At 43.1% G+C, this 12,939-nt stretch carries 14 protein-coding genes; 1 reads left to right on the forward strand and 13 read right to left on the reverse strand.

Going from position 1 to position 12,939, the window contains the following annotated elements; genetic code table 11:
- Positions 1-19: 19 nt before the first annotated feature.
- The 8 genes from fabG to ERX27_RS01120 form a co-directional block, all read right to left on the reverse strand.
- Positions 20-754: a 3-oxoacyl-[acyl-carrier-protein] reductase gene (gene fabG, locus ERX27_RS01085; RefSeq protein ID WP_133430972.1), complete on the reverse strand. Its 735-nt coding sequence runs from the start codon at positions 752-754 to the stop codon at positions 20-22.
- Complete coding sequence (gene fabD, locus ERX27_RS01090) at positions 754-1,647, reverse strand: ACP S-malonyltransferase (RefSeq protein ID WP_133430973.1); 894 nt, start codon at positions 1,645-1,647, stop codon at positions 754-756. The genes fabG and fabD overlap by 1 nt, the downstream gene beginning before the upstream one ends.
- Positions 1,640-2,617: a phosphate acyltransferase PlsX gene (plsX, locus tag ERX27_RS01095; protein ID WP_133430974.1), complete on the reverse strand. Its 978-nt coding sequence runs from the start codon at positions 2,615-2,617 to the stop codon at positions 1,640-1,642. Before plsX ends, fabD begins: the two co-directional genes overlap by 8 nt.
- A complete protein-coding gene (fapR, locus tag ERX27_RS01100; RefSeq protein WP_133430976.1) occupies positions 2,617-3,183 on the reverse strand; it encodes a transcription factor FapR in 567 nt (188 codons plus the stop codon). The genes plsX and fapR overlap by 1 nt, the downstream gene beginning before the upstream one ends.
- Positions 3,184-3,277: 94 nt before the next feature.
- Positions 3,278-3,898 (reverse strand): class A sortase, encoded by a 621-nt coding sequence (locus tag ERX27_RS01105; RefSeq protein WP_133430978.1) that lies wholly within the window; start codon positions 3,896-3,898, stop codon positions 3,278-3,280.
- Between the two features lie 10 nt (positions 3,899-3,908).
- Positions 3,909-5,945 (reverse strand): ATP-dependent DNA helicase RecG, encoded by a 2,037-nt coding sequence (gene recG / locus ERX27_RS01110; RefSeq protein ID WP_133430980.1) that lies wholly within the window; start codon positions 5,943-5,945, stop codon positions 3,909-3,911.
- Between the two features lie 311 nt (positions 5,946-6,256).
- Complete coding sequence (locus ERX27_RS01115) at positions 6,257-7,894, reverse strand: DAK2 domain-containing protein (RefSeq protein ID WP_133430983.1); 1,638 nt, start codon at positions 7,892-7,894, stop codon at positions 6,257-6,259.
- 14 nt (positions 7,895-7,908) lie between these two features.
- A complete protein-coding gene (locus ERX27_RS01120) occupies positions 7,909-8,283 on the reverse strand; it encodes an Asp23/Gls24 family envelope stress response protein (protein WP_133430984.1) in 375 nt (124 codons plus the stop codon).
- 198 nt (positions 8,284-8,481) lie between these two features.
- On the opposite strand from ERX27_RS01120, the gene rpmB reads away from it, so the two are divergent.
- Complete coding sequence (rpmB, locus tag ERX27_RS01125; RefSeq protein ID WP_133416852.1) at positions 8,482-8,670, forward strand: 50S ribosomal protein L28; 189 nt, start codon at positions 8,482-8,484, stop codon at positions 8,668-8,670.
- A gap of 47 nt (positions 8,671-8,717) precedes the next feature.
- On the opposite strand, the gene ERX27_RS01130 is transcribed toward rpmB, so the two are convergent.
- The 5 genes from ERX27_RS01130 to ERX27_RS01150 are packed head-to-tail and all read right to left on the reverse strand — an operon-like array spanning position 8,718 to position 12,878.
- Positions 8,718-9,356 carry a thiamine diphosphokinase gene (locus tag ERX27_RS01130; RefSeq protein ID WP_133430985.1) on the reverse strand — a complete coding sequence of 213 codons (639 nt, stop codon included), beginning with the start codon at positions 9,354-9,356 and terminating at the stop codon, positions 8,718-8,720.
- 2 nt (positions 9,357-9,358) lie between these two features.
- A complete protein-coding gene (gene rpe, locus ERX27_RS01135; protein ID WP_133430986.1) occupies positions 9,359-10,006 on the reverse strand; it encodes a ribulose-phosphate 3-epimerase in 648 nt (215 codons plus the stop codon).
- Complete coding sequence (gene rsgA / locus ERX27_RS01140) at positions 10,003-10,875, reverse strand: ribosome small subunit-dependent GTPase A (RefSeq protein ID WP_133430987.1); 873 nt, start codon at positions 10,873-10,875, stop codon at positions 10,003-10,005. The genes rpe and rsgA overlap by 4 nt, the downstream gene beginning before the upstream one ends.
- Before the next feature lie 31 nt (positions 10,876-10,906).
- Positions 10,907-12,229 carry a sensor histidine kinase gene (locus ERX27_RS01145; RefSeq protein WP_133430988.1) on the reverse strand — a complete coding sequence of 441 codons (1,323 nt, stop codon included), beginning with the start codon at positions 12,227-12,229 and terminating at the stop codon, positions 10,907-10,909.
- Positions 12,222-12,878: a response regulator transcription factor gene (locus ERX27_RS01150; protein ID WP_133430989.1), complete on the reverse strand. Its 657-nt coding sequence runs from the start codon at positions 12,876-12,878 to the stop codon at positions 12,222-12,224. Before ERX27_RS01150 ends, ERX27_RS01145 begins: the two co-directional genes overlap by 8 nt.
- Positions 12,879-12,939 lie beyond the last annotated feature (61 nt).

The raw sequence follows: 12,939 nt of genomic DNA on the forward strand, positions 1-12,939 counted from the left end.
TTTTCACCTCCTTGAAATGTTAGTTCATGAACATGCCGCCATTGACGTGAATGGTCTGGCCTGTAATATATTTTGCCTTATCAGACGCTAAAAAGCTAGCTGCATGTGCAATATCTGACACATCGCCAAATCTGGCAAGCGGAATTTGTGCCTTCATACCGTTCTGCAGGTCTTCGCTCAGCTGGTCAGTCATATCAGAGACGATGAAACCTGGAGCTATCGCATTGACCGTGATGTTACGAGAAGCAAGTTCGCGCGCAAAAGTTTTTGTCAGGCCTTCAACGCCTGCTTTAGCTGCGACGTAGTTGGCTTGACCGGCATTACCGATAGAACCGACAATACTGGAGATATTGATAATGGTACCCGCACGTTGTTTCAGCAGCTGACGCGTTACACTCTGCACAACATTAAAGACACCTGTCAGATTTGTATCGATGACATCCTGCCAGTCGTCTTCTTTCATCCGCATCATTAAGTTATCGCGGGTAATTCCGGCATTATTGATAACGACATCAATCGATCCGAACGTATCGATTGTCGTCTTAATCATTTCCTGCACTTCTTCTTTATGCGCGACGTTAGCCTGAACCGCAACGGCTTTCTGACCTAGCTGTTCGATTTCTTTAACAACCGCGTCCGCTTTATCTTTACTGCCGGCATAATTGACCACAATGTCAAAACCATCTGCAGCAAGCTGCAATGCTATCGCACGTCCGATACCGCGCGATGCACCTGTTACAAGTGCTGTAGTCATTAATGATTCCACCCTTCTAAATCTTCTATTGTTTCAATTGACGTTATCGTCACGTCACGACTGATTTTCTTCACGAGTCCACCCAGTACTTTGCCCGGACCGATCTCCACAAATTCAGTGACACCTGCGTCGATGAGATGCTGTACAGATTGTTCAAAACGCACCGGTGAATAAAGCTGCTCAATCAGCTGACGCTTAATCGTTGCGGCATCCGTCTCAGGCGCAACAGACACATTCTGGACAACGGCAACTTTAGCATCCTTAAATTCAAATCCGTCAAGAAACTCGCTGAATTCAGTTTCGATGACTTTCATCATTGAAGAGTGAAAAGGTCCTGAAACATTAAGCGGTAACACTCTTTTCGCCCCCAGTGACTTACCGTTTTTCACAAGTTCATCAATCTTAGACTGATGACCGGATACGACAATCTGACCTGGGCAGTTGATGTTTGCAGGCTCAATCACTGCGTCTTCTGTCGAAATCTCCTGACAGAGCGCTTCTACTTCTTTAATATCAAGGCCGAGTACGGCTGCCATAGAACCGCCCCCTTTTGGAAAAGCAGTCGCCATCAGCTGACCCCGTTTAGCCACAATCTGAACAGCATCTTCTGCACGGATCACACCGCTTGCAACAAGCGCCGCATATTCACCGAGACTATGACCGATTGTATAGTCAAAATCGCCTTTGAACCGTTCAATAAGCGCGGCACTGTGACTGACGATAGCCGGCTGAGTATATTCTGTTAAGCTAAGTTTTGCTTCATCATGAGCCATAATGTCAACGATGTCAAAATCCAGCTGCTTTGTTAATGCAGTCACGGATTCTTTTAAATCGCCAGCCATTCCAAGTTTCTGTGAACCTTGTCCAGGAAACATGAGCACACGTTTAGTCATGTGACACCTCTTTTCTCATCGCTTCAACAACGCCTTCTTTTACTGATTCCTTAGCTTGACGCAGTGCATTATAGAATGCACGCGCGTCTGATGACCCATGCGCTTTGATGACGATACCGTTTAAACCAAACAGAACAGCACCACCATATTCAGCATAATCCATCTTCCCTTTTATACCTTGCAGATCTTTATTTAAGACGCCTGCAGCCAGTTTATTTTTCATATTCTTTGTCAGTTCCTGCTTCAGCATTTTGAAAATGCTTGTTGCTGTCCCTTCAAGCGTCTTTAAGACCATATTGCCGGTAAAGCCATCTGTTACGACAACGTCTGCTGCTGACATAAGGAGTGCCTTCGATTCGACATTTCCTTTGAAGTTGATATTGTCCTGATCAGATAACAGTTTAAAGGTCTCACGCGTCAGCGCATTTCCTTTTTTATCTTCTGTTCCGATATTCAGAAGACCGACAGTTGGATTCGAAATTTTACGTATTGACTTGGCATAAATGGAGCCCATCAGCGCATATTGCGCGAGATGTTCGGGCTTCGCATCTGCATTCGCACCCATATCCAGTAAAATAAATCCTTTATCATCTACAGTTGGCAATGTCAGAGCTAAGGCTGGACGTTCAACACCCGGTAATCTACCAACGATAAAAAGTCCGGCCGACATCAATGCCCCTGTGTTACCTGCTGACACACAGGCATCTGCTTCACCGTATTTAACTGCTTCAGCCATGCGCACCATAGAAGCATCTTTTTTACGACGAATAGAGCGAACAGGCTCATCTTCCATCGTAATCACTTCTGTGCAGTGCTGGAACGTCACACGGTCATGTTGAAACGCGTGTTTTTCATCACCGAATAACAGAATTTCTACTTCCGGGTCTTTATCAAGTAACTGCTTAATTCCTTCTACAACGATATCAGGTGCATTGTCGCCACCCATCAAGTCTACTGCTATTTTAATCATTACTCTTCTCCTTCACCAAAGTAATACATGACAAACCGGCCTTTGAATACTTGCTGCTGCTGAACAGAACTCTCTACTTCAATTGTCGCACGTTTCTTCCGTTTTTCTACCAGTAAAGCTTTAGTGACGACACGGTCGCCTAGTTTAACAGGTTTGATGAACTTCACTTCACTAGAAGCAGTGAGTGCGAGCTCATCATCAATCAGTGCCACACAGAGTGAGTTGGCCTGGGCAAATAGAAAATGACCTCTCGCAATCTGATTGCGATGGAAGACGTGCTCTTCCTGAATATCGAGTATTGAAATAGCCACCTTATCCAGCTGCAGTTCAATAATCTCACCGATGACTTCATCGAGAGGCAATGCTTTAACTTCATCATGATGCTGAACCGCTACACCTCTGATTCTCTCACGAAGTTCTGGAATGTTTTGCTCGAGTCTGTCCAGACGAATGGTCTGAATACTGACTCCAAATGCTTCACTTAAATCTTCATCTGTCAAAAATGGATTGTCTCGAAGTTTTGACACAAGCTGATTCTGACGATCTATTTTAGTCATTCTTTTCATACTAGGACATCCTTTTAGTAGTTGGTCTTAATTAGTCTATCATAACTTGCTCTATTTTGTTAATCAATAACTAAAAAAGCTCCTGTGAAGGAGCTTAAGCTGTTTCTATAATACGCGCTTTTACAATCATTCGTTTTTCAAATAATAAGGTATCCGGATTATAGCTGTCACAAGTGATAAGCGTGAGTTCCTGTGGCTTCCCTTTACTTTCTTTCAATACATCTACTTGAGAAGGATTCACATCGTAAATATTATAGATCTCATAGTTTTTCTCACCTTTACGTGTCAGGATAGTCACGATATCCCCTTTTTTCACTCGATCTAAATAGTTAAAACGGATACCTGCACCTTCCACGCGGTGACCGGCAATCGCGATATTCTGTTCAGAAAGTTGCTCACCCTCTTCGACAAGGGTTACACCGTTTTTCAGATTGACTTGTGTCGCCGGGCCTTTTAACAGAGGCTCATTGATATCTGCAGCCGGTATTTTCAGATAGCCGAGCATGTCTTCAGTCAGTTTCAGTTTATCCGGCTCTGTTTTTGAAATCCATTTCTCCAGATCATTGACTTCGGGAGCCGCTTCATTCTTTTCATATGCCTGAATGATTTTATCATTCACCTGATTAGTGACCAGCGCACGTATATCCTGCCAGAAAAACATGACGACAGCAGCAGCAATCAATAAAACACCTAAAACCCTGTAAAAAATTCTCATTTTTCATCTCCTAATCAATTTCGAGCGTACTGACTTCAAGCAACATTCTTTTCTTCAGCCAGACATTCTCAGGTTCATCGATCTTACCACTCAGTATCATTTCACTTGCTTCGTCACGAGCGACTTCGAGCATGCGATAGTCTTCCACTATATTCGCAACTTTAAAGTCAGGCAGCCCGCTTTGTTTAACGCCGAAAAAGTCTCCGGGACCACGCATTTCAAGGTCTTTCTCAGACAAGAGGAAACCATCTGTCGTCTGACACATGATTTGCATACGCTCTATCCCTGTTTCAGTAGAAGGATTACTGATCAGTACACAGTAACTCTGATGTGAGCTACGTCCTACACGTCCGCGCAACTGATGCAGCGTCGACAGACCAAATCTTTCAGCATCTATAATAATCATCATCGTCGCATTTGGCACGTTCACACCGACTTCAACAACAGTTGTTGAAACCAGCACATCCAGCTCATGACGGCTGAACTTTTCCATGACTTCATCTTTTTCTTCTGAAGACATTCTACCATGAAGAAGACCGACACGTTCACCGAAATGGCCTTTAAACGTTTCGTATATCTCAACGGCATTCTGTACGTCCAGTTTCTCAGACGCTTCAATCAATGGACAGATGACATATGCCTGGCGTCCTTTAGCTATTTCCTGTTTGGTCTGTGCAAGCACTGTACCCATTTCTTCATGTTTAGCCCAGGATGTCTCTATCGGTTTACGACCTTTCGGCAGTTCCTTGATACTTGAGACGTCCATCTCCCCAAAAACAGAGATAGCAAGCGTCCTTGGTATTGGGGTCGCTGTCATAAAGAGTACGTTGGCGTCATCACCTTTCTCACGCAGTCGCTTACGTTGATTGACTCCGAAACGGTGCTGTTCATCTGTAATGACCAGTCCCAACCGGTGGAAGATGACTTCGTCCTGTATTAATGCATGAGTCCCAACGATGACATCTATTTCACCAGCTGCTAATTGCTCAAGCAGAATGCGTCGTCTTTTTCCTTTAACAGAACTCGTCAGAAGGGCAACACGTACTTGATCACCATATAGACCTGCCAGACTTTCTGCGTGCTGTTCCGCCAGTATCTCTGTCGGTACCATAAGTGCGCTCTGGTAGCCTGCAGTGAGAAGCGCGTACATTGCGATTGCTGCGACGACCGTTTTACCTGAACCTACATCTCCCTGCAGCAGTCGGTTCATACGCATCGGCAGCTTGATATCACGAAATATTTCGTTAACCACTTTTTTCTGTGCATCTGTTAATTCAAATGGCAATGTCTCAATAAAGGCCTTGACTGCCTGTATATCATAGTCGATGCTGACAGACAGACCTGCTGCATGTTCAGTCTGATTCAGCATCCGCATTTTCAGCTGAAAGAGAAAGAGCTCACAAAAGGCAAAAGTCCGCTTCGCCTGCTTTAACGCATGATAATCACGCGGGAAATGCAGTGTCTCAAGCGACTCTTTTAAGTCCCAGAGTTTATATTTATCCATTAGATAGCCGGGTATCATCGGCGTGATTTCTGTCGACTGAAAGGCCTGATGCACAAACTTCTGAAACTGCTTGGGCTTCACTAAACCTTTCAGACTGTACTGAGGGACAAGTGCATTTTCACTTGAAGCGACTTCCTTGCTGAATTTGGTTCCTTGAATAATCTGTTTCGATCGCTGCCATTTACCCGATACTGTAGCCGTATCTCCTAGATTGACCTGGTGTTTAATATAGGGCTGGTTAAAGTATTCAACACGGATAGCAACACCGTCCACTAACATATGAAACATAATCTTGGACTTACTGCGCCCAAAATAACTGACACGGGGCGTACTGTAGATCTCTCCTGTGACTGTAATTTTATCTCCGTCAGTTGCTTCATTGATATCAATAACCGTCTCATCTTCATACCGATAAGGAAGATGCATAATAATATCACTCATAGTAAAAAGCCCTAAATCATTGAGTTTTAGGACTGTCTGCGGCCCGACGCCTTTAAGGTCTGTCAGCGGCCGTTCGGTTTCAATTAGATGTTGTTTAGTCATGCCATCCCTCTTCATACATCATAATCCTTAACACTTTATCTTAAGTCCATTATGACATAATCATCATGAACAGTCTAAAAGGATTCACTGACCACTAGCCTAGCCAGTTCTGATTAATAATAAAAAGTCCAATAATAGTCGTGATAGTCGCTGCAACGAACGCATAGAATGTACTTTTATCCTTCAGCAGATTACGTATGATAAACCTCCCATTTAATGTATAATTAAATGGTATCACACATTCTTTGTAAAAAATAGTAAGAAGTATCAAAAAAAGCTGTTTCACTAGGAAACAGCTTTAATACATTCAGTTATTCAACAGCAAAGATAAAACTATAGATTGGTTGCTGACCTTGATGAACTTCTACTTCTACGTCTTCGTATCGGTCTTCAATATATTCAGTTAAAGCATTCACCTGTTCTTCGTCTGCTTCTTCTCCGGCAATGATTGTAACAATTTCGCTATCTTCATCAATCATAGCATCCAGAAGCTGCTGACAGACTTTCGCCTGATCAAAGTCAGCTACTTTAATCTTGCTCTCAAACAGACCCATATAAGCACCTTTTTCGATATCAACGCCTTCAATAGAAGTGTCACGAACAGCATAAGTGACTGATCCAGACTTCACATGGCTGATTGCTTCAGCCATTGCTGTCTGATTCTCTTCCAGTTCTGCTTCCGGCGTATATCTGAGAAGAGCTGATAAGCCTTGAGGAATCGTTTTAGTCGGAATGACGACTACAGGAATATCGACAACACTTGCCGCCTGTTCCGCCGCCATGATGATGTTTTTATTGTTCGGCAGAATAATAGCTTCTTTACATTTTGAAGATTCAATCACTTTGACAATATCTTCTGTCGAAGGATTCATCGTCTGACCACCGCTGATGACATGTGTCGCACCTATTGATTCAAAGAGCTGAGTGATTCCCTCACCCATTGAAATCGTGACAACTGCTTTATCGACGACTTTCGCTTCCTGCTTGATACCGCGTTTACGCAGCACTTCACGGTGCTGTTCGCGCATATTTTCTACTTTAATCTTGATGATCTCGCCGTACTGACTACCATAAGTAAGGGCCTCACCCGGTGTTTCAGAGTGAACGTGCGTCTTAACGATTTCATCATCAGAAATGACTAGCAGTGAGTCACCAAAGTTCGCCATATCATTTCTGAACTCATCTTCGTCAAATGGTTTCATACCCGACTTGAAGCGCACCATAAATTCAGTACAGAATCCTGGAACAATATCTTCAGTTTTAACGACATCTCCGAAATCATGATCGTCATTGATGAAATTCTCATCCATTTTCACGTTGACAGGTTCAGCGATTTTTTCACCTTTCATCATTGCTAAAAATCCTTCGTACACATAAACGAGCCCCTGCCCACCACTATCGACGACACCGACTTCTTTTAAGACTGGCAACAGGTCTGGTGTACGCTTAAGTGACGCATTACCCGCTTCAACAATGGCTTCCATCACTACAATGACGTCATCTGTTGATTGAGCGATTTCTGTAGCATGTTCACTCGCTTCTCTGGCAACTGTCAGGATTGTACCTTCAACAGGCTTCATCACTGCTTTGTAAGCCGTTTTCACCCCTGAATCAAAGGCTTTTGCAAATTTCTTTGCGTCTATATCTTCACAGGTCTCTATAGATTTTGAAAAGCCGCGGAACAGCTGCGATAAGATGACACCTGAGTTCCCGCGTGCACCCATCAGTAATCCTTTAGAGAAAGCTTTCCCTACATTACCGATATGGGCTTCGACATGTTCCTTCGTTTCTTTAGCGCCTGAAGACATTGACAGATTCATATTCGTTCCTGTGTCACCATCCGGTACCGGAAAAACATTCAGAGAATCCACATACTCTGCATTCTGTGATAAGTTATTTGCCCCCGCAGCAATCATTTCAGCAAATAGCTTGCCATCGATTTTGTTCATTGATAAGATCCTCCCTATTCTTCCTCATCCAGTTTAATGACACGAACGCCCTGGATATATATGTTCACTGAGTTCACTTTTAGATTAAGTGTCTTTTCAAGCGTGTATTTCACTACAGATTGTACATTATTAGCAATTTCAGAGATCTTCGTACCGTACGCGACAATAATGTACATATCTACAGCGAGTGTACCTTCATGCTGCGTGACGATGACGCCTTTAGAATAATTGTCCCGTCTTAGAATGTCAGCGATATTATCTCTTACTTGATGTTTACTAGCCATCCCGATGATTCCGTAACATTCAACAGCAGCACCACCTGCGATTGTTGCGATGACATCATTTGAAATATCAATACTGCCGTATTCGTTGTTGATTTCTAAAGTCATAAGGAACCTCCTCATTTAATTGATTCATCATGTTATTATAAGCAATAAACGCCTTCATATACAAGTATTGTGACAAAAATGAGAATGATGGAAAGAAAAGTGACGATAAAATCATTGCATCGAACTTCATATTGTGTTAAATTACTATGGTGTAGAAAGATAAGTGTATCTCTATATGTCATTAAAGGAGGAAATAACATGGCTAAAGTATGTCACGTTACAGGTCGTAAAGCTGTGACTGGTAATAACCGTTCACACGCTCTGAATGCGAACAAACGTCGCTGGAACGCTAACTTACAAAAAGTTAGAATCCTTGTCGATGGTAAACCTAAACGTGTATGGGTATCAGCTCGTGCACTTAAATCAGGTAAAGTCACTCGCGTTTAATGCATATATAGATACAAAAAAAGACCTTTGTGTGGAAGGTCTTTTTTTTATGCATCTTTACTCTGAATCATGTAGACCATGCCGTTCTCAACGATGACTTCTGCACGCTCTGTGACAAACTCATTGGAGACGGTACGTGTTGTCCCCATATCCAGCTGAGTCCTTGGTAAAGTGTACTTCAAATCATCAATCGTTAAAAAGACACCTGCTTCAACGGGTATAAAAGAGACATATGTCATATCCTGATAACGTTGTATGATATGTGTCCCTGTTGGGAGCACTTGGATCACATTGACATCGTCTACGATAAAGAACTCGCTTGAAGACAGCATTACTTCTTTATTCAGGAGGGTCTGCAAGTTACCGAGAAAATGGTCCAGTCTGCCACCAGTCGCGCCGTGTATAAACACTCGGTCATAATCCAGCGTGAGTGCATATTGTATACCCACTTCAAGGTCTGTCTCATTCTTTTCAGTCGGCAGTACATCAACATCAAGTTCATCCTGCACCCTTTTAAACTGCACTTCTGTCAGTGAATCAAAATCCCCGAATGCAGCAATTGGTGTAATCCCCGCTTCCACAAGCATCAGTGCGCCGTAATCAATGCCTATCCAGTCTTCATGTTTCAGATCATCCAGTGTTTTCGTATTAAAATGATGCGCTGTACATAATAGATGTAAGTCCATCGTTATTCACCTCTTAACATAGATGTCGGCGTCTTATAGTCTTCATGTTTGAAGAAGTAAGAGCCCGCTACTAACACATCTGCGCCGGCTTTTCGGCAAAGCTGCGCAGTATGTTCGTTCACCCCGCCATCCACTTCAATTTCAAAGTTAAGCTGATGCTGCATGCGGTAATCAGCCAGAAACTGAATTTTATCAACCATACTGCCGATGAATGACTGGCCGCCAAACCCTGGATTCACGGTCATCACAAGAACAAGGTCAACATCCTGAAGCACCGGCATCAGTTGCTCTATGCACGTGCCTGGATTCAGCGTCACGCCTGCTTTTTTTCCTGTCTGTTTAATCTGCTGAATCACCCGGTGTAAGTGACGAGTCGCTTCAACATGAACCGTAATGATGTCACTGCCCGCCTCTGCAAAAGCTTCTATATAACGTTCTGGTTCTTCTATCATCAGATGGCTGTCAATGGTCAGATTCGTCATTTCTCTCAGCTGCTCTAAAATAGGCAGTCCAAAAGAAATGTTAGGTACAAAACGACCATCCATCACATCAAAGTGCAGATAGTCTACACCTGCTGCTTCTAATCGTCTGACTTCCTGTCTCAGTTCAGTAAAGTCACAGGACAGTAAACTAGGTGCTATTTTCATCAGTATCTCACCTTTCTTGTTTCAATTTCATTCATCATCTGTAAGTAATGGTCGTGACGAGACTGAAGAATCGTCTCGCCCACACTCGCTTTGACAGCACATTTAGGTTCATTGACATGCAGGCACTCACGGTATTTACATTCATCAGCCGCAGCCACAAACTCAGGAAAACAGTTCTTGAGCATATATTTGTCGATGTGCGCGTAGTCAAGAGAACTGAAGCCCGGCGTATCAGCAATGTACCCCTGACTTGTTTTAATCAGTTCGACGTGACGGGTCGTATGTTTTCCTCGGTTAAGCGCGTTAGAAATGACGCCTGTCTCGAGATTCGATTCCGGGCGCGCTGCATTGATCAGTGAAGATTTACCGACGCCTGACTGACCGGAGAGGACATTGATGCCTGGCACCAGCATATGAAGCATCGCTGACTGGTCCTCAAGATTCGAAATCAGATGAGTCGAATAGCCGACAGAATGATAGTAATCCAGTTTGTCCTGAATAAATGCTTCTTCTTCCTCTGACAACAGGTCTTTTTTCGTCACGATTAAGCTCGGCATAATATCATAGCTTTCAACGATGACCAGAAATTTATCAATCAAGTTAAGACTGAATTCCGGTTCTTTTGCACTCATGACAATCAGTACCTGATCGATATTGGCAACAGGAGGACGTACAAGTTCGTTTTGTCTAGGTAGAAGTTCCGTAATATAGCCTTCAATTTCATTTTCAATCTGAAACTTCACTCTATCACCAACAAGCGGAGAGAGTCCTTTCTTTCTGAAAACACCTCTCGCCCGGCACTGAAAGCTTTCACCTTCGCTTTCCACATAATAAAATCCACTTAACGCTTTATAGATTAATCCTTCTCTCACTAAGTCACCTCTTCATTAAATTAGTCCTATTTTAACATACAACTGTGATAGTCGTCCCCTGATTCACTGCACTATTCACTTCTATTTTGAAGCCGTGAAGGTCTGCTATCTCTTTAACAATAGCCATTCCGAGACCATTGGACGGCACATGGTCTTCATTGCTTTTTGATTTAAAGAAACGTTCAAACAGATGCTGCTGTGTCTTGTCATCCATTCCGACACCTTCGTCCTCTATCGTGATAACCTGATTCTTTAAGGTGATTAAAATAGAACCTTCCTGTTTTGAATATTTAATCGCATTGGAGAGAAGGTTAGTCACGAGCTGCATCAACAGAGCTCTATGTGCGGTCAGCTCACTGTCATCGAAATGTGTCGTTAAGAGCAGTTCTTTTTCATCCAGCTGATACATAAAGGTATTGATGACTTCTTTCATCATGTCTTTGCCGCTGAATGTCTTAAGCTGTAGTCTATTTCCTTCATTTTCAATCGATGCAAGTGTCAGCAGCTGTTTTGTCAGTCCGCTTAGTCGTCTGGACTGATGCTGAATCGCTGCTATCGTTTCACTATTGTAATGGTCCGCCAGCTGATCAGTCAGACCGATCAGATTCGTGATAGGAGACTGAATTTCATGACTGACGTTCGCTACAAATCGTTCATTGACCGCCTGATGATGACGAATGGCAATCGACATCTCTTCCATTTCACGGGCCAGCTCACCTATTTCGTCGCGTCTTGTAATAGAAGACTGGTCACTGTAGTCACCTGAACGAATCCGCTTCGCATATAGCTGCAGTTTCTTCACCGGGTTCACGAAGTAACCCGCACTCAATATAATGAAAAATACGGTGAAAATTAAGATATAGACGAGTAATATGGCAAGAAATATCCTGAACTCTCCCATACTCTGCCCGACGTCTGGTCTGATGTAGACGCGGTAATCCTCACCTGCAACCTGCATATCAATACCGACTGTATTACGCGTCTCATTATCGAAGAAACCCGTGATGAATAAATTGAATGGACGTTCTTTAATACCATGATAGATGCCATCCTGACCATCTTCCAGATTCTTGACACGAAAAGGTGTACCATAATAATTCACTTCGTGGTCATGCACCGTCATCACCTGAAAATTAAGAGAAGCCATCTGTGCGAAAAAAGTCGCAGGTTTAATCTCAGGATGTGATTCGATGAAATGTTTCTGTTCTTTAACAATCTGAGTGATCCGGTCATCATTCGCCGGCTTAAGAAACAGATGGTAGTAGACATTTGCGATAATAAAACTGAGAAGCGCGCTTATACAGAATGTGAAAAGAGTTGAAACGACAAAATGGGTCGACAGTTTCTTAAACATGCTGCACCTTATATCCGACACCTCTTACAGTCAATATTTCGAATTCGGGATAGTTCGCGAGCCTTTTACGCAGTCGTTTGATGTGCACATCAATGGTCCGTTCATCTCCGTCAAAGTCAAACCCCCAGACATGTTCAATCAATTGCTCACGTGTGCCTACTTTAGGAGACAGCCTGATAAGTTCTGCAAGCAGTTCAAACTCTTTTCGTGGCAGATAAAGGGTATCCTCTCCCACTACCACCTCATAGCTGTCGATATCTAGTTCCATCCGTCCTAAAGTAAGAGCTGACTGAGCCTGATAACGATTTAAGATCGCGTTGACTCTGAACGCGAGTTCCTCGACTAAAAACGGCTTCGTCACATAATCATCTGTCCCCGCTTCGAAAGCTGACCTTTTGTCACTGAGCTCACTCCGTGCCGTCAGCATGATGACCGGCTTCTCGTAATAGGTTTTTATGTGGTCGCATAACTCAAAACCATCCATTCCCGGCATCATGACATCTACTATACAGAGATCAATTTTCTCATGGTCAAGAACGTGAATCGCCTCGTCGCCATCTGCTGCAAGTTTCACTTCATACTGTTTCAATCCTCGTTCTACCATCTCACGAATAGCGCGCTCATCATCTACTACTAATATTTTTTTCATCTTTTTCCTCCTGTTCATACTCCGTTCATATAACACTTTTATAATCAGTGTATATTCAAAC

The sequence above is a fragment of the Macrococcus brunensis genome (assembly GCF_004359615.1).
In the GTDB taxonomy this organism is placed as follows: domain Bacteria; phylum Bacillota; class Bacilli; order Staphylococcales; family Staphylococcaceae; genus Macrococcus; species Macrococcus brunensis.